Source organism: Rhodococcus sp. MS16 (genome assembly GCF_013277795.1).
GTDB lineage: Bacteria > Actinomycetota > Actinomycetes > Mycobacteriales > Mycobacteriaceae > Rhodococcus_F > Rhodococcus_F globerula.
Map to the genome: position 1 here is coordinate 18,773 of NZ_VBTM01000019.1, position 18,647 is coordinate 37,419.

General features: G+C 62.3%; 20 protein-coding genes. 16 read left to right on the forward strand and 4 right to left on the reverse strand.

The window, feature by feature from the left end; all coding sequences use genetic code 11:
- Positions 1-191: 191 nt before the first annotated feature.
- Complete coding sequence (locus tag FEZ60_RS29065; protein WP_033235866.1) at positions 192-626, forward strand: SRPBCC family protein; 435 nt, start codon at positions 192-194, stop codon at positions 624-626.
- A gap of 7 nt (positions 627-633) precedes the next feature.
- On the opposite strand, the gene FEZ60_RS29070 is transcribed toward FEZ60_RS29065, so the two are convergent.
- From FEZ60_RS29070 to FEZ60_RS29080, 3 genes are all read right to left on the reverse strand, one after another.
- Positions 634-2,112 (reverse strand): alpha/beta hydrolase, encoded by a 1,479-nt coding sequence (locus tag FEZ60_RS29070; protein ID WP_045066501.1) that lies wholly within the window; start codon positions 2,110-2,112, stop codon positions 634-636.
- A gap of 6 nt (positions 2,113-2,118) precedes the next feature.
- A complete protein-coding gene (locus FEZ60_RS29075) occupies positions 2,119-2,343 on the reverse strand; it encodes a hypothetical protein (protein ID WP_045066502.1) in 225 nt (74 codons plus the stop codon).
- A gap of 99 nt (positions 2,344-2,442) precedes the next feature.
- Entirely contained in the window at positions 2,443-3,192 is a 750-nt protein-coding gene (locus FEZ60_RS29080; RefSeq protein ID WP_346343424.1) for an Rv3717 family N-acetylmuramoyl-L-alanine amidase, read from the reverse strand.
- A gap of 121 nt (positions 3,193-3,313) precedes the next feature.
- On the opposite strand from FEZ60_RS29080, the gene FEZ60_RS29085 reads away from it, so the two are divergent.
- From FEZ60_RS29085 to FEZ60_RS29100, 4 genes are all read left to right on the forward strand, one after another.
- Entirely contained in the window at positions 3,314-3,652 is a 339-nt protein-coding gene (locus FEZ60_RS29085; RefSeq protein WP_033235869.1) for a YbaB/EbfC family nucleoid-associated protein, read from the forward strand.
- A 12-nt stretch (positions 3,653-3,664) separates the two neighbouring features.
- Positions 3,665-4,285 (forward strand): recombination mediator RecR, encoded by a 621-nt coding sequence (recR, locus tag FEZ60_RS29090; protein WP_033235870.1) that lies wholly within the window; start codon positions 3,665-3,667, stop codon positions 4,283-4,285.
- Positions 4,285-4,845 carry a TetR/AcrR family transcriptional regulator gene (locus tag FEZ60_RS29095; RefSeq protein WP_033235871.1) on the forward strand — a complete coding sequence of 187 codons (561 nt, stop codon included), beginning with the start codon at positions 4,285-4,287 and terminating at the stop codon, positions 4,843-4,845. The genes recR and FEZ60_RS29095 overlap by 1 nt, the downstream gene beginning before the upstream one ends.
- 87 nt (positions 4,846-4,932) lie before the next feature.
- Positions 4,933-6,375: an MFS transporter gene (locus tag FEZ60_RS29100; RefSeq protein ID WP_116103767.1), complete on the forward strand. Its 1,443-nt coding sequence runs from the start codon at positions 4,933-4,935 to the stop codon at positions 6,373-6,375.
- On the opposite strand, the gene FEZ60_RS29105 is transcribed toward FEZ60_RS29100, so the two are convergent.
- A complete protein-coding gene (locus FEZ60_RS29105) occupies positions 6,365-6,955 on the reverse strand; it encodes a TetR/AcrR family transcriptional regulator (RefSeq protein ID WP_033235872.1) in 591 nt (196 codons plus the stop codon). The genes FEZ60_RS29100 and FEZ60_RS29105 overlap by 11 nt on opposite strands.
- 179 nt (positions 6,956-7,134) lie before the next feature.
- Here FEZ60_RS29105 and FEZ60_RS29110 point away from each other — a divergent pair, with 179 nt between their 5' ends.
- Genes FEZ60_RS29110 through FEZ60_RS29160 form a run of 11 tightly spaced genes read left to right on the forward strand, consistent with a single transcriptional unit; the run spans position 7,135 to position 18,635 of the window.
- Positions 7,135-7,689 (forward strand): MaoC family dehydratase N-terminal domain-containing protein, encoded by a 555-nt coding sequence (locus FEZ60_RS29110; protein WP_033235873.1) that lies wholly within the window; start codon positions 7,135-7,137, stop codon positions 7,687-7,689.
- Positions 7,686-8,132 (forward strand): OB-fold domain-containing protein, encoded by a 447-nt coding sequence (locus FEZ60_RS29115; RefSeq protein ID WP_045066505.1) that lies wholly within the window; start codon positions 7,686-7,688, stop codon positions 8,130-8,132. The genes FEZ60_RS29110 and FEZ60_RS29115 overlap by 4 nt, the downstream gene beginning before the upstream one ends.
- Positions 8,133-8,135: 3 nt before the next feature.
- Positions 8,136-8,546: a MaoC/PaaZ C-terminal domain-containing protein gene (locus tag FEZ60_RS29120; RefSeq protein WP_092805790.1), complete on the forward strand. Its 411-nt coding sequence runs from the start codon at positions 8,136-8,138 to the stop codon at positions 8,544-8,546.
- Positions 8,543-9,724, forward strand: a complete 1,182-nt coding sequence (locus tag FEZ60_RS29125) for a lipid-transfer protein (protein ID WP_033235875.1) — start codon at positions 8,543-8,545, stop codon at positions 9,722-9,724. Before FEZ60_RS29120 ends, FEZ60_RS29125 begins: the two co-directional genes overlap by 4 nt.
- A gap of 35 nt (positions 9,725-9,759) precedes the next feature.
- The gene (locus FEZ60_RS29130; protein WP_092805792.1) at positions 9,760-10,968 is read left to right on the forward strand and encodes a DegT/DnrJ/EryC1/StrS aminotransferase family protein; all 1,209 of its coding nucleotides are present in this window, start codon (positions 9,760-9,762) and stop codon (positions 10,966-10,968) included.
- A 1-nt stretch (position 10,969) separates the two neighbouring features.
- Complete coding sequence (locus tag FEZ60_RS29135; RefSeq protein ID WP_116103765.1) at positions 10,970-11,842, forward strand: SDR family NAD(P)-dependent oxidoreductase; 873 nt, start codon at positions 10,970-10,972, stop codon at positions 11,840-11,842.
- On the forward strand, positions 11,839-12,969 hold the full coding sequence (locus FEZ60_RS29140; RefSeq protein ID WP_033235878.1) for a steroid 3-ketoacyl-CoA thiolase: 1,131 nt from the start codon (positions 11,839-11,841) through the stop codon (positions 12,967-12,969). Before FEZ60_RS29135 ends, FEZ60_RS29140 begins: the two co-directional genes overlap by 4 nt.
- A gap of 35 nt (positions 12,970-13,004) precedes the next feature.
- Positions 13,005-15,212 carry an acyl-CoA dehydrogenase gene (locus FEZ60_RS29145; RefSeq protein ID WP_092805796.1) on the forward strand — a complete coding sequence of 736 codons (2,208 nt, stop codon included), beginning with the start codon at positions 13,005-13,007 and terminating at the stop codon, positions 15,210-15,212.
- A 24-nt stretch (positions 15,213-15,236) separates the two neighbouring features.
- On the forward strand, positions 15,237-16,445 hold the full coding sequence (locus FEZ60_RS29150; RefSeq protein WP_033235880.1) for an acyl-CoA dehydrogenase family protein: 1,209 nt from the start codon (positions 15,237-15,239) through the stop codon (positions 16,443-16,445).
- Position 16,446: 1 nt separating this feature from the next.
- Positions 16,447-17,568, forward strand: a complete 1,122-nt coding sequence (locus FEZ60_RS29155; protein ID WP_116103762.1) for an acyl-CoA dehydrogenase family protein — start codon at positions 16,447-16,449, stop codon at positions 17,566-17,568.
- The gene (locus tag FEZ60_RS29160) at positions 17,565-18,635 is read left to right on the forward strand and encodes an NADP-dependent oxidoreductase (RefSeq protein ID WP_051730655.1); all 1,071 of its coding nucleotides are present in this window, start codon (positions 17,565-17,567) and stop codon (positions 18,633-18,635) included. Before FEZ60_RS29155 ends, FEZ60_RS29160 begins: the two co-directional genes overlap by 4 nt.
- Positions 18,636-18,647 lie beyond the last annotated feature (12 nt).

The following is an 18,647-nucleotide window of genomic DNA, read 5'->3' on the forward strand; positions in this document are numbered from 1 at the left end:
TGGGGGCCATCGGTAGGGGTCGATTTGCGGGAATTTGATCGAGTTGTTGCAAACGGTCGCGGATTCGCGGCACCGATAGTGAACCAGCTCACATGATCTGGTCGATAGTCGAGATACCGGGCAGGAACAGGCAGTATGGAAACAAGGGTCTGTGCAGCATGCAGGTAGTCAACTGAGGAGTAGTACGGGTAATGGGTCAGGTCAACGCAATGAGTTCGACGGTCGTTCCACATACACCGGAGCAGGTGCTCGCGGCACTCTCCGATTACGAGACGGTGCGCCCGCGCATTCTGTCGGAGCAGTACCTCGACTACAAGGTGCTCAGTGGTGGCCAGGGCAACGGAACAGTTGCGGAGTGGACCCTCAAGGCGACGGAAAAGCGTTCGCGCAACGTCAAGGCGACGGTCACGGTCGAGGGCAACGTCATCACGGAGAAGGATGCCAATTCCAGCATGGTGACCACGTGGACCGTGGCCCCCAACGGAACGGGTACCACCGTGACAACGCTGACGCAGTGGCAGGGCGCTACGGGTATCGGCGGATTCTTCGAGCGGACGTTTGCGCCCAAGGGCTTGCAGCGCATTCAGGCTACGGTGCTTGACAACCTCAAGCGTGAACTCGGGTAGTTCCTGCTCACTTCCCGCTGATGATCCGGCCCAGAGTTTTCAGGGCCGGATTTTCTGCATTCCAGTAGTCGCTGTGCACTGCCAATCCCGGTGAGCCTGGTGCGCTCGTGAATACCTGGGCGCCGAACGTGGGGTCGGCCGGATCGAAACCGTGTATCCCGAGCGCTCTCGGTATCAGCTGCACGGGGTCCCAGAATGCTGTTGTTGCGTAGACGTGTTCACCCATATCGGCTTCCGCCGTCGTATCGAGTCGCAATTCGTCGACGCGCTCCGCGTCGACACCTGGGCTCGCGACGAAGACCAGATCGTCGACGTTCAGTGAGCCTCCGTCGGTGGTGGCGGCGCCGATGACGGTGCTGCCGTAGGAATGCCCGATGACCACGTTGTGCGAGGCAGGACCGTCGTGGGACGCGCGTAAGCCGTCTTGGAATGCGTCCAGCGCGGGTGCGGCAGCGTCGGCGTAGCGGTCGAGCCCCGCACCGGGAATGGTTGGTGGAGAATCGTATCCGGACCAGAGAATGACCGAGTTGACGGATCCGGGCGACGCCACGCGGGCCGCGTCGTACATCGCCCTGGTTCTCTGAAGGTCTCCGCCGATTCCGGCGACGGTGGTCCCCGTTCCGGGAACCAGGGTTGCGACATTGTCTGCGGTATCGGGATTTCCGAGTGCGATGGCGGTGTGTCCGTCGGGGCTCACCGACAGGAGGAACATGTCCGGCCGCAGCTCTGCGGCGACGGCGGCGTAGGTACTTGCCGAAGATTCGCGCATCGATTCCAAGTAGCGCCGGTTGTAGTAGTCGCGGTCAAGCGCGGGGAGTCCGTCTCGATTCCCGATTGCCGGATAGCGCAGCGCCAGTGCGTCTTTTTCACTGGGGGAGAGGGTGTTCCAGTAGTTGCTCAGTGCGGCGGGGTTGCCGGGAAGGCCTATGGGGTCACTGACAACCGCGACCGGAGGACCCAGAAGCTCTGCGAGTTGGCCGAATGCCGTTGCCAAAGCCTCGGCGGCAGTGTGGTCGGCCTGCTTCACGGCGTCGAGGGCCTCGGAGAGCCTGATGCCAAAAGTTGCTGCAGCCTCGGCATAGTGGTCTCCTTGCAGAATGTCTGCAAGACTCCCCGGTGTTGCAGGTGCCGGCGGAAAGACCTCGCCGTTGTCGGTGACGGTCAGACCGTGCGTGAGAGTCGCGTCGTCGACGATCATGTTGACTGCGCGGTACGCATGACCGAGCGTATTTGCCGCTCCGGCATAACAGTCCGCCACATTTCGTACGGCAATGGAGATTCGACCGGACACGCGAAGTGTGGCCGAGAGTTCGGCGGCGGCCGCTGTTGCCGCTTCGCCTTTCCAGACGTCGAATTCGCGCTCTACCGTGCGTCGGGCCGCGTCGAGTATGTCTTCGACCCGCCGATCTGCCTCGATCAGTTGGGAACTCGCGGTTCGCAGTGGCTCAGGTGAGAAGGCGTGAACGTCGGAGATAGTCGGACGCATCGAAATTCAGATCCTGTGAAGCGCGGCAGCGAAGTCACGGTCTGCCGCTCCGAGCAGGCGCGCGGTGTGGGCGGTGGCGTCTGCCAATGCCGAGATTCGCCCGGCCATGAACAGATAGGCGTCGGCGACCGGTGCGATGGCGTCGACTCCGGCAACCTCGTCGGCTCGAGCTTGGAGATCCGTCGAAAGTTGCTGTAGTGCATCAAGATCTGCTTGAAGGAACGTGCCCATGCCGGAACGGTAGCTGGCGCGGCGCCGCTGTGGCGCTTGCGAAATCAGCCTGTGGATAAGCCGTGGTTATCCACAGGAAGGTTGTCCACAGAAAGCTGACTACTGGCTTGTCAGAAACGCCTGCACGCCATCCGAGATCGCCGAGGCGTATTCGGCTTGGCCTGCGGGGCTGCTCATCCGGGCGGCTTCGTCGGCGTTACGCATGTTGCCCAGTTCCACGAGAATCGACGGCCGCTGCGCCAGATTGAGTCCGGTGAGGTCTGCGCGTGGCGACAGGCCGTTCTCGCCGATGTACGTCGACGGTGTGAGTCCGGCGCCGATCAAGGAGTCGCGCATGGTTTCGGCCAGTGTCACGGAAGGTCCGGCCTGAACGGGGTTGAGGGGCGGCGCGGAGTAGCAGACGTGAAAGCCTTCTGCACTGGCGTCGGCGCCGTCGGCGTGAATGCTGACGACGATGTCGGCGCCGGACGCGTTGGCTGCCTCGGCTCGGGCGTCGACGCAGGATCCGACGCTCGTGTCGTCTGGCCGACTCAGGAGGACGGTGGCGCCTTCGGCTTCGAGTTCACTCTTGACCAGGCTTGTGACTTCCCAGTTGAAGGTGTGTTCGGCAAATCCGGCGTCGGTGTTGGTGCCGGTGGTCTGGCAGTTCTTGGTGCCGCCGCGGCCGGTGGGGACCTGGGTGTTGACGGTGTCGTCGTTCGCGCCGTTGTGTCCGGGATCGAGGAAGACGACTTTGCCGATAAGTGGTTCGGTAGCGGGCGCAGCCGCCGGTGTGACCGCAGCGGCGCTCTCGGCCGTGCCCGTCGGGATAGTGCATCCAGCGGTGATCAAGGTAGCTGCGAGAGCCACACCAAGCGTGAGGCTACGACGATTAGGCAGTTTTGTGATCTCTGACGGGTTTCGGCGCACCCGCTCACGGTAGCGCGCACCGACTACGCTGGTGGGGATAACTCTGGAGAAAGGACCGCACGTGCAACCAGGTGGAGCACCCGATATGTCCGCATTGCTGGCTCAGGCTCAGCAGATGCAGCAGCAGTTGATGGCTGCGCAGCAGGAAATGGCACAGGCGGAGGTGACCGGCCAGGCCGGTGGCGGATTGGTTATTGCCACGGTCAAGGGCACCGGTGAGGTGGTCGGTCTGCAGATCGATCCCAAGGTCGTCGACCCTGACGATGTCGAAACCCTGCAGGATCTTGTGATCGGCGCCATCGAAGACGCATCGCGCAAGGCTCAGGATGTTGCAGCAGAGAAGCTCGGCCCCTTGGCCGGCGGACTCGGCGGAGGCCTTCCCGGTCTCCCCGGTTTCTAGAGACGAGTCCGCGTGTACGAAGGTCCCGTTCAGGATCTGATCGACGAACTCGGGAAACTTCCCGGGGTCGGTCCCAAGAGCGCCCAGCGCATCGCCTTTCATCTTCTGTCGGTTGAACCGCCGGAGATCGACAGGTTGAAGAATGCACTGCAGCGCATCCGCGACGGCGTTCAGTTCTGCACGGTGTGCGGAACTGTGTCCGATCAGGAGAAGTGCAGGATCTGCGCGGATTCTCGTCGCGACCGAACGGTGATCTGCGTCGTCGAAGAACCGAAAGACGTTCAGGCGGTGGAGCGGACAAGGGAGTTCAAGGGGCGCTATCACGTTCTCGGTGGAGCACTCAATCCGTTGTCCGGCGTCGGGCCGGATCAGCTCCGCATTCGGGAGTTGTTGGCCCGCATCGCAAACCAAGAGGATGGCGTGGACGTGTCCGAGGTGATCATCGCGACCGACCCCAACACCGAGGGGGAGGCAACGGCGACGTATCTGGTTCGGATGATGCGCGACATTCCGGGTTTGACGGTGTCGCGCTTGGCTTCCGGTCTGCCGATGGGTGGCGATCTCGAATTCGCGGACGAGCTGACCTTGGGCAGGGCATTGTCCGGACGCCGCGAATTGTCCAGGAACGCCTGATGACGAGTACACGGTCGGGGCGTCGTAGTTCGGAGGAGACGCGCGCGCAGATCATGGAATCTGCCGGCAAGGCCTTCGCTACGCGGCCCTATCGAGAAATCACGCTCAAGGACATCGCGGAAGACGTCGGGGTCAGCGCGCCGCTCATCATCAAGTATTTCGGTTCGAAAGAGCAGTTGTACGACGAGTTGGTCGACTTCCGGGCGGCGGCGAATACCGTTTTCGACGCTCCGAACGATTCTCTCGGTGAGCGGATGGTGTCGCTGTTCACCAAACCGCAGGAACCGTACAAGCCGTTGTCGGTGAGCCTGCTCTTCATGAGTGGGGTGAGTGAGGAAAGCAACCGCAAACTGCGTGAGAACTATTCGACGCAGATGATAGACGCGCTGGCCGCTCGGTTGTCGGGGCCGGACGCGCGACTACGCGCCGAACTGGCGATGTCGATGGTGGCGGGAGTGGCCGTCATGCGTCGACGGATGTTGGCCGGTCACGCGACGGGCACTCAGGCCGAGGTTGTCGCGATTTATGCGCCGTTGGTGCAGAAACTTCTCGACGGGTGATCGTAGTCACTGTACTTGCGGGGTAAATATCCGTTCACCTACTGTAGGTGAACGGATATTTACTATTAGAGAACAGGTGGCGGTAGGTTGACGACGCTGGACCGTGCACCAGCAGTCCCACCGGTCGTAGCGCGCTCCCGTTTCCTGTTCCCCATCGTTTCCGCAGGCGCTGTTTTTCAGGCCGTCTTGCAAACCGTCATAGTTCCGCTGCTTCCCGAACTTCCGCACTTCACCGGCGCGAGTCGCACCGCGGTGTCTTGGCTTGTGACGGTGACGCTTCTGGTCGGCGCCGTCGTCACGCCGATCTTCGGGCGTCTGGCCGACATGTTCGGCAAGAAGAAAATGTTGATGGTCGCGTTCTTCTTGATGACGCTCGGATCAATGCTGTGCGCGGTGTCCTCGAATATCTCCGTGCTCATCTTCGCGCGAGCCCTCCAAGGTGCGGGTGCCGCTGTCATCCCCATCGGAATTTCTCTGCTCCGCGACGAACTGCCCCGGAACAAGGTGAACGGCGCTGTCGCCATGATGAGTTCGACGCTCGGAGTTGGTACCGCTCTGGGTATTCCGTTCTCGGCGATGATCGCTCAGTACTCGAACTGGCATGTGCTGTTCTGGATCACCACGGCAATCGGGTTGTCGGTGACTCTTGCCGCCGGGTTGTTCATCCGTGAGTCGGAAGTCAGTCCGTCCGGCCGCTTCGACGGGGTCGGTGCGGTGGGCCTGAGCGCCGCGCTCGTCTTGCTGCTTGTCCCGATGACACAGGGCAGCAGTTGGGGATGGGCGAGCGGTTCGGTGATCTCGATGCTGTTGTCGTCGGCGCTTCTCTTCACGCTCTGGGTGTTTCAGCAACGACGCAATGTCAATCCTCTGGTGGACGTTCGCGCCCTGGTCAAGCGTGCGGTGCTGATCCCGCATATCGCCGCGCTTCTGGTCGGCTTTGCGTTCTTCGGCAACACGCTGATCACCACGCAGTTATTGCAAGGCGCACAGGGTCCTGGGGCCGGATACGGTTTGACCATCATCGCTGCGGCGCTGTGCCAGATTCCCGCCAGCATTGCGATGGTTCTGTTCTCGCCGGTCGCCGTGCGCATCACCGACCGATTCGGTTCGCGGACAGCGATGTTGGCCGGCGCTGCATTTCTTGCCGGCGGCTACGGAATTCACGCTGTTGCGGGTAAGCCCCTGTGGGGAGTGGTTGTCGCGTTGTTCATTACGGCTATCGGAACCGCGATCGTCTACAGCACGCTGTCGCTGCTCATTCTCGTAGCGGTGCCGCGTCAGCGCCTTGCAGCGGCAAACGGGGTCAACTCGTTGTTGCGTACCTCCGGCAGCACTCTCTGCAGTGCGACAGTGGCAACGATCTTGGCGGCGTATGTCGTCGCCGGCAGTGAACATTCGACGTCGTGGGCAGGTTTTGCCGTCGCCTATCTGGTGTGCGCTGCGTGCGCGGTGGTTGTCTTCGGAGTGTCGTTCCTGCTCCCGCAAGGCCGCACCTCGATCGATATCGAGCTGCCGGAACTCAGGATTTAGGCGGGATTCGGAAGCCTGAGAGGAAGAGCGTGATCATCAGATCGGCAAACTCCTCGGTGGTGTACTTCTGGCGGTCCGGCCAATGGTTTGTCGACCACAAGGTGTCGCGCACCGACCGATAGAAGATCTCGGGGGCGATGTCCTTGCGAAAGATCCCCTGTTCGACGCCTTCCGCAATTGCCTTGAGCCAATGCTCGCGAACCTCGCGAGAGGGGCCGTCGACGGACTGCAGCAGATCGTTGTCGCGAAGGTATGTCCGTTCGTTCTGGTAGATCGCGGTGGGGTGCGGGTGAAGTTCGATCACGATCAAGGTCTCCCGGATGAGGCCCCGCAACACCGCCTCCGGCCCGTCGGCCGAGCGCTCGACCTGGTTGAACCGTTCCTGAATATCCGCCATGAAGACCCGGAGCAGTTCGGCGACAATCGCGTTCTTGGATTTGAAGTAGTGGTACAGGCTGCCGGAGAACACGCCTGCTGATTCGCCGATGTCGCGGACCGTCGTGGACGCGACGCCCTTCTTCGCGAACAGTTCGGCCGAGCTTTCCAGGATTGTGTCTCGACGATCGGGTGTGGCTGCCACATGCTCTCCGCTGCTGATCTGTCCCGTTTCGGGCAGGTGTTCTCTTTCGAGCAATCCTGCCTGACGGCCTGAGTTCGTACCCGATCAGGTGTGATCCGGCGCCGTATTTCAACTTTCCGGCTCCTATGCTAACTTCAGGATCAAGCGCTTGATCAACTCTAACCCTACTGGAGGTTTCAGTGCAGAGCTTGGAGGCACAGTTCCCGCAATTCATCGGGACGGAGGCCGAACCGCCACGAGTTGCGCGTTACGCCGTCAACGAGGCGATGATTCGCAACTGGGTGGAAGCACACGAGGACAACAACCCGGTCTACGTGGACGCCGACGCGGCCAGGGCGACCGGTAGGCGCGACGTCGTCTGCCCGCCCGCGATGATCTCGACCTGGGTGATGTCCGGGTACCGGCGCTATCGCGAGGTTCAGCAGCTCCGCGCCGACGGCGTCACCGAGGACTTTTCCTACTCACGCCTACTCGCACTGCTCGACGAAGCCGGCTACACCTCGGTTGTCGCCACCAATGTGGAGCAGGAGTACTTCGCGGAACTGAATCCGGGCGACCACGTCACCGCTCACTTCACGATCGAGTCCATATCGCCTTTCAAGCAGACCGGCCTCGGGCACGGCTGTTTCATCACGTTGTTCAAGAACTACGTCGACGGCAACGGCAAGACCTTGGTGGAAGAGCGATTTCGGATCTTGAGGTTCAACCCCGACACGCAGGAGGTGCCCGCATGAGCGCGGCCGAAACATCGACAAACGCAGTACCTGTTCCCCGGACCTCGGTGCCGGGGCTGACCGTCACCGGAGACAACGACTTCTTCTTCGAGGCAGCCAAGGAAGGCCGTCTCGAGATTCAGCGTTGTGCCGACTGCAAGACGCTTCGCCACCCACCTGCGCCCGCCTGCCCGTCGTGCCGTTCGTTCAGTTGGGACACAGTCGAATCCACGCGTCGCTGCACACTGCACAGTTTCACGGTGATTCACCACCCCAAGGATCCCGCCTTCGAGTACCCGCTTGCCGTCGGCTTGGTCGACCTGGAAGAAGGGACTCGTCTGGTTGCCGACATCGCCGGAATCGACCACGACGACTTGGCATTCGGCATGGAACTCGAAGTCGGCTTCTCCGAGCACGCTCACGGTGAGATCCTGCCGCAGCTTCGGCGCCGCGGGGAGGCCTGAGAGATGACCTTTCCCCAGTGTGATGTGGGCTCGAACCTTCCCACACTCGAACTGCCGCTGGACCGGACGCTCATTGTCGCGGCGGCCATCTCGTCGCAGGATTTCGAGGACGTGCACCACGATCCTGGCAAGGCCCAGGAACGTGGCACCCCGGACATTTTCATGAGCATCAACTCCACGAACGGGTTCATCGACCGGTACATCACCGATTGGTCCGGACCGAATTCTCGGATCGTCAAAACTTCACTGCGGCTGGGAGTTCCGAACTTTCCCGGTGACACGATGACCTTCACGGGCGAGGTAGTGGAGAAGGACGGCTCGGCCGTCACGATCGCCGTGGTCGGACGCAACGAACGAGGAACACACGTCAGTGCCAAGGTGACCGTGGCACCGGTAGAAGGAGTGTCGGCATGAGTCGAGGATTTTCCGGAGCAGCGGCAATCGCCGGCATCGGAGCGACGGAGTTCTCCAAGAATTCCGGGCGCAGCGAATGGCAGTTGGCGTGCGAATCGGTGATCGCCGCGCTCGACGACGCTCAGATCGAGGCAGAAGAGGTGAACGGATTTTCGCTGTTCACCATGGAGAACAACCCCGAGATCGCCGTCGCGCGCGCCCTCGGTATCCCGGAACTGAGCTTCTTCAGCCGGATCCCGCACGGCGGTGGCGGCGCGTGTGCGCCCGTTCAGCAGGCCGCACTGGCCGTTTCGAGCGGTGTTGCCGACGTCGTGGTCGTCTACCGCGCCATGAACGAGCGTTCCGGGCATCGCTTCGGGGCCGGTCCGCCCGCCTTTGCGTACAACCAGACCACCGACCAGGAATACCGGAACTGGATCAACCCGTACGGATTACTCACTCCCGCTCAGCAGGAAGCGTTCCTGGCCAAGCTCTACATGCACAAGTACGGTGCAACCAGTGCGGATTTCGGGCAGATCTCGGTCCTCTCACGCAAGCACGCTGCCAACAACCCCAAAGCCTGGTTCTACGAGCGGCCGATCACGATCGAGGATCATCAGAACTCGCGCATGATCGCCGATCCGATCCGTCTGCTGGACTGCTGCCAGGAGAGCGACGGCGGGCAGGCGTTGGTCATCGTGAGTGCCGAGCGCGCACGGGATCTGCCGCACAAGCCGGCCATCATCACCGGAGCAGCACAAGGTGTTGGTCCACAACAGATTTCGATGAGCAGCTACTACCGTGACGACATCGACAGCATGCCGGAGGTCGAACTGGTCGCTCGTCAGTTGTGGAACCAGGCGGGTATCGGCCCGGACGACATCGACGCCGCGATTCTCTACGACGCTTTCACTCCGATGGTGCTGCTGCAGCTCGAGGAGTACGGCTTCTGTGGACGCGGCGAGGCCAAGGACTTCATTGCCGACGGCAATCTGGAACTGAACGGCCGTCTGCCGATCAACACACACGGCGGTCAACTCGGTGAGGGATACATCCACGGCGTCAACGGAATTGCCGAAGGTGTTCGGCTGATCCGGGGAACCTCCACCAACCAACCCACCAAAACTCTGGACAACGTGCTCGTGACCGGCGGTTCTCCCGTCCCGCACAGTGCGCTCGTCCTCTCGGCAGATCGCTGAATCTGCCGCACATATTCGAGAAAGCAGGAACAAAGATGAGCGAGCGGATCACCTACGCCAGGGCCACCCACGGCGAGGAAGAAATACAGGCGGTTGTCGACGTACTGCGCAGCGGGCACCAGGGCCTGCGCATCGGCAAGAACGTCTTCGAGATGGAAGAACGCATCGCGGCCTTGGCGGGCAAGAAGTTCGGCGTCATGTGCAACTCGGGATCCTCGGGTTTGTACTTGGCAGTCGAGCTGCTCGGACTCCCCGCCGGTAGTGAGGTCATCACATCGCCGTTGACGTTCTCCACCGACATCGCGCCGATCGTGCGTGCCGGCCTGGTGCCGGTGTTCGTGGACGTAGAACCCAACACGTTCAACGTCGACGTCACCAAGATCGAGGCCATGGTCACCGAGAAGACCGGTGCCATCCTGATGCCGAACCTGGCCGGCAACTGCCCGGACTGGGACGTCATTCGCGATATCGCAGATCGCCACGGACTCAAGGTGATCGAAGATTCGTGTGATGCGATCGGAGCCACGCTCCGCGGCACTCCGACCGGCTCCCGGGCAGACATCGTCGTCACCAGCTTCTCCATGGCACACATCATCACGTGCGCGGGAACCGGCGGAATGGTGTGTGTCGACGACGAAGCCAGCCGCGACAAGGCTCTGCTGCTTCGCCGCTGGGGCCGTCGTAGCGAGCCGAACCTGTTCGGCAGCACCAAGTCCGGCCGAGTCTTCCGTGAAACACTCGACGGCGTCGACTACGACAACGACTTCATCTTCGAGCTCATGTCGTGGAACTTCGAGCCCTCCGAGCTCGGCGCAGCCTATGGCGTCGTGCAGCTCGACAAGCTGGAAGAGAACTACAAGACGCGTAAGGCCACGTTTGCTGCTTTCACGGCGGCGTACGGTGCTCACCCCGAATTCTTCACGACGCCGGTAGAACTCGACGGTCTCGATACGGCGTGGCTGTGCTACCCCGTGATGATCAACGAGGACGCACCCTTCACGCGTAGCGACTTGCAGGAAGCCATCGAGGCCGACGGCATCGACACCCGAACTGTGTGGAGCGGCAACGTCACTCGTCACCCGATGATGAACAACATCGAGTTCCGTCAGCCGGCCGAAGGATTGCCGGAAGCCGACGCGGTCTTTGCCCGAGGAATGACGCTCGGCATGAGTCACGGCCTGCGTGACGACGAAGTTGCCCGGATTGCGGAGAGTATCAATCGCTTCGCCTCGAAGTTCAAATAGCATGGCGAGGCGCTTTGACGGCCGCCGGGCGCTTGTCACCGGTTCCAGTCGTGGAATCGGTGCGGGCGTCGCAGAAAGACTGGCAGCGGAGGGTGCCGACGTGGCCCTCGTGGCTCGGACGCTCGGTGCCCATGCGACCCTGCCTGGCAGTCTCGAGGAGACTGCCGCTCGAATTGCGAAGTACGGAACCAAGGTCGAGATAGTGGTCGCGGATCTGACCGACGAGCAGCAGCGCGACACCGTCGTGGCTCAGGCAATCGAGAAGCTCGGCGGGACTATCGACATTTTGGTGAACAACGCGGCAGCAGCGATATACGCGCCGCTGTCCGAGTACCCGCTCCGTCGGCGGCGTGTGGTCTTCGAGGCAAACGTCCACGCGCCACTCGACCTGATGCAAGCCGTGATACCCGGCATGGTGGCAAACGGATACGGCTGGATCGTCAATGTGTCCAGTGGAACCACGAAACAGTGGCAAGGTCCGCCGTTCACCTTGATCGAACCGGGAACCGCGATGACCGTGTACGGCGCCTCCAAGTCCGCGCTGAACCGCATCAGCAACGGCATGGGTGTCGAACTCTACGGCGAGGGCGTGCGCGTCAACACGATCGAACCGCGGGCAGCGGTGCTCAGTGAGGGCGCAAGAGTCCTGGTCGGTGAGACTATTCGGCCGGATCAGGTCGAATCTATGGAACAAATGGTGGAAGCGGTCACGGCGCTGTGTGATTGCGACACCGAGTTCACCGCGCGTTCGTGCGTCAGCTTGGACCTGATCGACGAGTGGGCCTTGACCGTGCGCGGTCTGGACGGAACTGCATTACCGGACACAACAGCACTACCGGACTTGACAGCATTACGAACCGAGGAGTTGGCATGAAGCCCGTCATCGTGGACGCAGCACGAACACCGTTCGGCAAGCGTGAGGGATGGCTGTCCGGTGTTCACGCGGCGGAACTGTTGGGTTATGCGCAGTCCGGAGTGCTGGATCGGGTGGGAGTGGATCCGAAGGCTGTCGACCAGGTCATCGGTGGCTGCGTCACGCCGCTCGGCGAACAGTTCGGCAATATCGTGCGGACATCCTGGATGCATGCCGGGCTTCCGCTGAAGGCGGGCTGCACCACGATCGACGCTCAGTGCGGAACCGCGCAGCAGTCGGTGCAGTTGCTGGCGGGCCAGATTGCCATCGGAGCCGTCGACGTGGGTGTGGCCTGTGGGGTGGAACTGATGTCGCGGGCTCCGCTCACCTACAAGGTGGGCACCGGTCTCGGAACGCCGCGGCCCGAGTCGTGGTCACTCGATACCGTCGATCAGTACACCGCAGCAGATCGTATTGCCGTCAAACGTGGTTTCAGCCGCGAGGATCTCGACGCCTTCGGGCTGCGCTCGCAACAGCGGGCCGCTGCAGCGTGGGACGCCGGCCGATTCGACTCGCACATCATCGACGTGGTGGTTCCAGGGTCGGACACTCCGGTTCACCGTGATCAGGGACTGCGCGAGTCGAGTCTGGAAGGTCTCGCCAAGCTGCGCACCGTTCAAGAGGGTGGGTTGCACACCGCTGGAACGTCTTCGCAGGTCTCGGACGGTGCGAGTGCTGCTCTGCTGATGTCGGCAACTCGAGCTTCGGCACTGGGCGTGCGGCCGCGGGCCCGGATACTGGCGCAATGCGTCATCGGCGGCGACACCGAGTTCATGCTCGACGGTCCCGTGGACGCCGCGTCCATCGTTTTGGAACGCACGGGCCTGACGATCGCCGACATTGATCTTTTCGAGGTCAACGAAGCGTTTGCCTCGGTGCCCATGTCCTTTGCGCAAGCACACGGCGTCGACCACGACCTGCTGAACGTCAACGGTGGCGCCATTGCGCTCGGTCACCCGGCCGGGGCAACCGGTATTCGTCTGCTGGCCAATGCGATCGACGAATTGGAACGACGCGACAAGTCCATCGCCCTCATCGCGATCTGCGCGTCGGCCGCAACCACCTGTCTGATTCTCGAACGTATCTGACGCCGAAGTAGAAACCGAAGATTGAGGAACCCACCATGGCACTGTCCCTGCTCGAAGACCACCGTGATCTCGCCGAAGCGGTAGCCGCGTTTGCGGCCCGCAACAGCGCAGTTGCCGATACCCGAGCCAATTTCACGCGCTACGCAGCCGGCGAGCAACCGGATTCCTGGAAGGCGTTGGTCAGCCAGGGTCTGCATGCGGTGCATCTGCCGGAGGAATACGGCGGTGACGGTGCCGGTCTTGCAGAACTTGCAGTGGTCGTCGAGCAGTTGGGAATGACGCTCTACCCCGGATCGTATGTTCCGACTGTCATCACCGGTGGAGTCCTTGCGACCGGTTCCGGTAGCGCGGCGGCAACCATGCTGGGCGAGTTGGGAAATGGTGCCACCGGTGCGGTCTGCAGCGGTTCTCTGGTTGCGGAGCGCTCGGCCGCCGGGTGGACTGTCAGTGGTACTGCCGACCCCGCCCTTGGTCTGCCCGGCGCGGATGTCGTTCTGGTACAGGCTCGTAGCAGCGAAGGTGCGCTGTGGTTCCGGCTTACGCCGGCAGCCACCGCGGTAGTGGAGGTCGAGGACGGAATCGACCTGACACGCTCCATCGGTACGTTGACTCTGACCGAGCATCAGGTGTCGGCCGCGGAGATTGTCGACGGATTATCGCCGCATCGCGTCGAGTTGATCGTCAATACCGTGTACGCCGCCGAGGCCAGCGGGCTTGCGGGTTGGGCGCTGCGCACAGCAGTCGAGTACGTCAAGACTCGGGTTCAGTTCGGCAGCCCGGTAGGCAGCTTCCAGGCCGTGCAGCACAAAGCTGCCATGATGCTCGTGCGTTCCGAAATTGCCTGTGCAGCAGCCTGGGACGCAGCACGGTCGGAAGAACACGACGTGGACCAGCAGAAGCTCGTTTCCGCTCAGGCTGCTCTTGCGGCGTTGCCGATCGGGATCGAGAACGCACTCGAATGTGTCACGTTGCTCGGCGGCGTCGGCTTCACCTGGGAGCACGACGCGCATCTGTACTGGCGTCGCGCGCTCAGCATCGCGGCTGTTGTCGGCGCGGAGGAGCGGTGGGCGCACACACTGGGTGAGCGCTCGGCTGACGCGGTTCGTGACTTCTCGTTTGTCGATCCCGACATGTTGCCGGAATTGCGGGCTGAAGTACGTCGGGTGTTTGCCGACGTGGAACTGCTGCCAGACGACGGAACCACCGACGCGAGTTGGGCTCCGGCCAAGGGAAGCGCCAGGCGTGCTCGTTTTGCCGAGGCCAAACTGGTTGCCCCGCATTACCGCGAACCCTACGGTTTGGGGGCAGGTCCCCAGGAACAGGCAGTGATCGCTCACGAGTTCGCCACGCGTGGATGGGCGCAACCGTCCACAGTGATCGGCGAATGGGTGCTGCCGACGATTCTCGAACACGGCAATGCCGAGCAGCAGGACAGGTTCGTCGACCCGACTCTGCGCGCAGACATCATCTGGTGCCAACTCTTCAGCGAGCCGGGAGCAGGCTCCGACCTGGCCGGATTGAGCACCAAGGCGCGCAAGGTGGACGGCGGCTGGGTCATCTCGGGGCAGAAGGTCTGGAACTCGGGTGCGCACGAAGCGGACTGGGGCGTCTGCCTCGCCCGCACCGACGCGGATGCTCCGAAACATCGTGGGCTGTCGTACTTCTTGGTCGACATGACGTCGGCGGGCATCGACGTCCGGCCGCTCAAGCAGTCCACCGGCAAGTCGGAGTTCAACGAGGTGTTCCTGGACGACGTGTTCGTCCCGGACGAGTGCCTGGTTGCCGAACCGGGACAGGGCTGGAAGCTTGCAGCGACCACACTGTCCAACGAACGTCTGAGCATGGGTTCGCGTCTGCATCACGGTTCGAGTGAGCAGTTCCGTCAGGTTATCGCCGACGGTAGTCACGACTGCTCGCGCGAGGATGCAGTGGAAGGTCTGGGGCGCAGTATTTCTCGCGAACTGGCACTCTCCGCCATGAATCTGCGCGGCGTTTCGGCTCGACTGGCCGGTCAAGAACCAGGCGCCGAGATCAGCGTCTCCAAGGTATACAACGCACTGGCCCAACGTGAGGGTTCGCGAGATCTGCTCCGTTTGCTGGGACCCCGTGCGGCAGTGGTCGATCCCCGTGCCAACTACGGCATCGATCACATCGGTTTGCCATCGATTCTCTTCGGCGGCGGAACCGTCGAAATTCAACTCAATGTCATCGCGCAGCGCGTTCTCGGCCTGCCGCGCTCCTAGCCATATTCTCGAGGAGTCTTACCCATGTACCTGGATTTGTCAGAGGAGTCGAAGACTCTGCGCAAGGAACTGCGCGCGTACTTCGCCGAAATCATCAACGACGAGGATCGCCGCGCGTTGGTCGATCAGACCGAAGGCGGACCCGTCTTCGATCGCATCCTGCGCCAGATGGGCAAGGACGGCTGGTTGGGCTTGGGGTGGCCGGAAGAATTCGGTGGCCGCGGGGAGAACCCCGAAGCTCTGTACGTCTTCTACGACGAGGTGATTCGCGCCAATGCACCGCTGTCGCTTGTCACGCTGAACACGGTTGGCCCCGCGTTGATCAAGCATGGAACCCAGGCGCAGAAGGACTTCTTCCTGCGCCCGATCCTGGCCGGCGAGTTGATCTTTGCCATCGGCTACACCGAGCCCAACGCCGGTACCGACCTCGCTGCTCTCGAAACGCGAGCTCGCATCGAGGGCGACGAGCTTGTCATCAACGGCAACAAGATCTTCACCAGCGCCGGTGTCTTTGCCGACTGGGTGTGGCTGGCCGTGCGTACCGATCCGGATGCCCCGACACATCAGGGCATTTCGGTGGTACTGGTACCGACAAGCGCTCCCGGATTCTCCGTAACCGAAATTCACACCGTTGGCGGAATCAGCACCTCGGCAACCTATTACGAAGATGTGCGGGTGCCGCTCACCAACGTTGTCGGTGAACTCAATCAGGGTTGGAAGCTCATCACCAACCAGCTCAACCACGAGCGGGTTGCCTTGGCCGCCCGCGGTGGTATCGCCAACGAGCTTTTTGCCGAGGTGGTCGAGTGGGCGAAGACGGAACCGGCCGGTGACGGCCACGTCTACGACATCCCATGGGTTCGGGAAAAGCTGGCAGAGGTCTACGCGCTGCTCAGTGCAGCCGATCTGATGAACTTGCGACTCGTTGCCGATGTTGCCGCAAACACCTTGGGTGGTGGTGATTCTGCTGCCGCCAAGATCTTCGGCACCGAAGCCGTCGTGACTACGTACGGAATGCTGCAGGAAGTGCTGGGAGCCAAGGGATTGCTGCGTCCGGGAACTCCGGGTGCAGTGCTCGAAGGCCGCGTCGAGAACCTCGGCCGACGCGCTCAGAACAACACCTTCGGCGGTGGCACCAACGAAGTCATGCGTGAAATTGTCGCGGCCAAGTGCCTGGGTATGACGCTTGCTGCGCGTCGTCGCCCCGCTGCAACACCGAACGAAAAGAGCTGACATGGAATTCGAATTCGACGACAATCTGTCCGCGGTGCGGGATCTGAGTGAATCGATCTTTGCTGCGAAGTCCGGAGTCGACCGACTACGTACGGTGGAGAGTGCAGGCGGCTTCGACGCCGACCTGTGGAAGGTGCTGGCCGATTCCGACGTTCTGGGAATCGCCCTGCCCGAAGAGGTGGGCGGCGCGGGGCTCGGAATGCTTGGGCTCGCTGCAGTTCTCGAGCAGCAGGGTCGACGCGTTGCCCAGGTACCGCTGTGGTCGGTCGTCGCAACGGCGGCGCTGCCGATCGCAGAGTTCGGCAGCGAAGAGCAGAAAGCGTCGTGGCTTCCAGGACTGCTCGACGGTTCCGTGATTGTCACCGGCGCGTTCGACATCGGACACGGTGCCAACCTGCCCGTGCAGGCCGAGGTGACGGGTGACGGATGGACGCTGCGCGGAACCGTCGATTCGGTGTCCGCTGCTGACGTTGCCGACGCTGTGGTTGTTCCGGTGGCGATGCCCGACGGCGGAACCAGCGTGATGATAGTGCGCACCGATCGTCTTTCGCGCACCACGTTGAGCGTGACAAACCGTGAAAGTAACAGCACTGTGCAGTTCGACGGGGCCACCGTCAGCGCCGCTGACGTTCTGCCTGGCGACGGCGCGGCCATCTACGAGTGGACGCTGCGTCGAGCTCGGGTTGCTCTGGCAGCCTTGGCTGTTGGTGTGTGCGAAGAAGCGCTGGCCATGGCAGCAAAGTACACCTCGGAGCGTATCCAGTTCGGTCGACCCATCTCCACCAACCAGGCTGTATCCGTCCGGGCCGCCGACGCGTATCTCGATACCGAGAGCATCCGACTGACCGCGCAACGCGCGGCCTGGCTGATGGACACCGGAGTGGAGAGTGAAGCGGAAGCTGCTGCACTGGTGGCCAAGTGGTGGGCATCGCGCGGTGGACTCCGAGTTGTTCACGCAACCCAGCATCTGCACGGCGGTATCGGCGCTGATGTCGACTACCCGATCCATCGCTACTTCCTGTGGGGGCGTCAGATCGCCTTCTCCCTGGGAAGCGCGGGCGCGATCGGCATGGAACTGGGCAATGTTCTGGAGAAGGGTGCTTCGATCGGCGCACCTGTATGACCACGGGGGAGAACCTGGCGGTGCGCGTCCTGCGCGCACCACAGGGTCTTCCACAGGCGGAAGACTTTTCGGTCGAGAAGGCTTCCATTCAGCAGCCGCAAGACGGTGAGGTGTTGTTCCGGGCTTGCTATCTGGCGATCGATCCCAGCGCCAGGCGGCGCCTACCGTCCGCTGACGGACGCCCAGGACCGCTCGGAGCGGTGGCCGGGATCGGCGACATCGTGCTGGCAGGGGTGAGCCCTCCGCAGGCAGGCCTCGACGGTGCGTTGGTTGGTGAGGTTGTCACGTCACGCCACCCGGATTTTGTGCCAGGGGACCTGGTTCGTGGCGGAAATACGTGGCAGGTCTTTCACACGGTCCGAGGCGAGCACCTGGACTTGTTGGAGCCACGTCCGGGATTTCGACTGGAAGCGGAACTGGGAGTACTCGGTAGGCCGGGATTTGTGGCGTACTGCGGACTGCACTTCGCGTCGACGCTCGAAGCCGGTATGACGGTGGTGATCTCGGCTGCGGGCGGCGCCGTCGGGATGGTGGCCGGACAATTGGCTGCGCTGGCCGGCGCCCGCGTCGTCGGCATCGCAAGTGGTGACAAGGTCGCCTACGTCGTGAACGAACTCGGTTTTGCAGACTGCATCGATCGGACCGACGAGACGATCGCTGCGGGACTGGCGAGGACCTGCCCGGATGGCGTCGACCTGTATTTCGACAATGTCGGCGGTGAGACGCTGGCCGCGGTGTTCGAGCAGCTCAACGACTTCGGTCAGGTTGTGGTGTGCGGCATGGCAAGTGAGTACAACGGCGCCGAAGCCGACTTCGGGCCACCACTGCGCCCGGTTCTTCGCAAGCGACTGAAAATTCAAGGCTTTGTGGTGTACGACCATTACGAGCACTATCCGCGCTACCGCGAGTGGGCAATCGAACAACTCGACGCAAGGCGGTTGCGTTATCGCGAGGACGTCGTAGACGGGTTGGAGAATGCCCCGCAGGCGTTGGAAAACGTACTGACCGGCCGGAACCGCGGCCGTCAGCTTGTACAACTTGGTCCTCTGCCGCAAGTTCTGCGGTAGCGGACGCGTCAA

Excerpts from the sequence above, each read along its gene's own strand:
- FEZ60_RS29070 (WP_045066501.1), bottom strand. The coding sequence starts at position 2,112 with ATGCGTCCGACTATCTCCGACGTTCACGCCTTCTCACCTGAGCCACTG.
- FEZ60_RS29160 (WP_051730655.1), top strand. The coding sequence starts at position 17,565 with ATGACCACGGGGGAGAACCTGGCGGTGCGCGTCCTGCGCGCACCACAG.
- FEZ60_RS29135 (WP_116103765.1), top strand. The coding sequence starts at position 10,970 with ATGGCGAGGCGCTTTGACGGCCGCCGGGCGCTTGTCACCGGTTCCAGT.
- FEZ60_RS29095 (WP_033235871.1), top strand. The coding sequence starts at position 4,285 with ATGACGAGTACACGGTCGGGGCGTCGTAGTTCGGAGGAGACGCGCGCG.
- FEZ60_RS29155 (WP_116103762.1), top strand. The coding sequence starts at position 16,447 with ATGGAATTCGAATTCGACGACAATCTGTCCGCGGTGCGGGATCTGAGT.
- FEZ60_RS29145 (WP_092805796.1), top strand. The coding sequence starts at position 13,005 with ATGGCACTGTCCCTGCTCGAAGACCACCGTGATCTCGCCGAAGCGGTA.
- FEZ60_RS29140 (WP_033235878.1), top strand. The coding sequence starts at position 11,839 with ATGAAGCCCGTCATCGTGGACGCAGCACGAACACCGTTCGGCAAGCGT.
- FEZ60_RS29075 (WP_045066502.1), bottom strand. The coding sequence starts at position 2,343 with ATGGGCACGTTCCTTCAAGCAGATCTTGATGCACTACAGCAACTTTCG.
- FEZ60_RS29130 (WP_092805792.1), top strand. The coding sequence starts at position 9,760 with ATGAGCGAGCGGATCACCTACGCCAGGGCCACCCACGGCGAGGAAGAA.
- FEZ60_RS29125 (WP_033235875.1), top strand. The coding sequence starts at position 8,543 with ATGAGTCGAGGATTTTCCGGAGCAGCGGCAATCGCCGGCATCGGAGCG.
- FEZ60_RS29150 (WP_033235880.1), top strand. The coding sequence starts at position 15,237 with ATGTACCTGGATTTGTCAGAGGAGTCGAAGACTCTGCGCAAGGAACTG.
- FEZ60_RS29115 (WP_045066505.1), top strand. The coding sequence starts at position 7,686 with ATGAGCGCGGCCGAAACATCGACAAACGCAGTACCTGTTCCCCGGACC.
- FEZ60_RS29120 (WP_092805790.1), top strand. The coding sequence starts at position 8,136 with ATGACCTTTCCCCAGTGTGATGTGGGCTCGAACCTTCCCACACTCGAA.
- FEZ60_RS29065 (WP_033235866.1), top strand. The coding sequence starts at position 192 with ATGGGTCAGGTCAACGCAATGAGTTCGACGGTCGTTCCACATACACCG.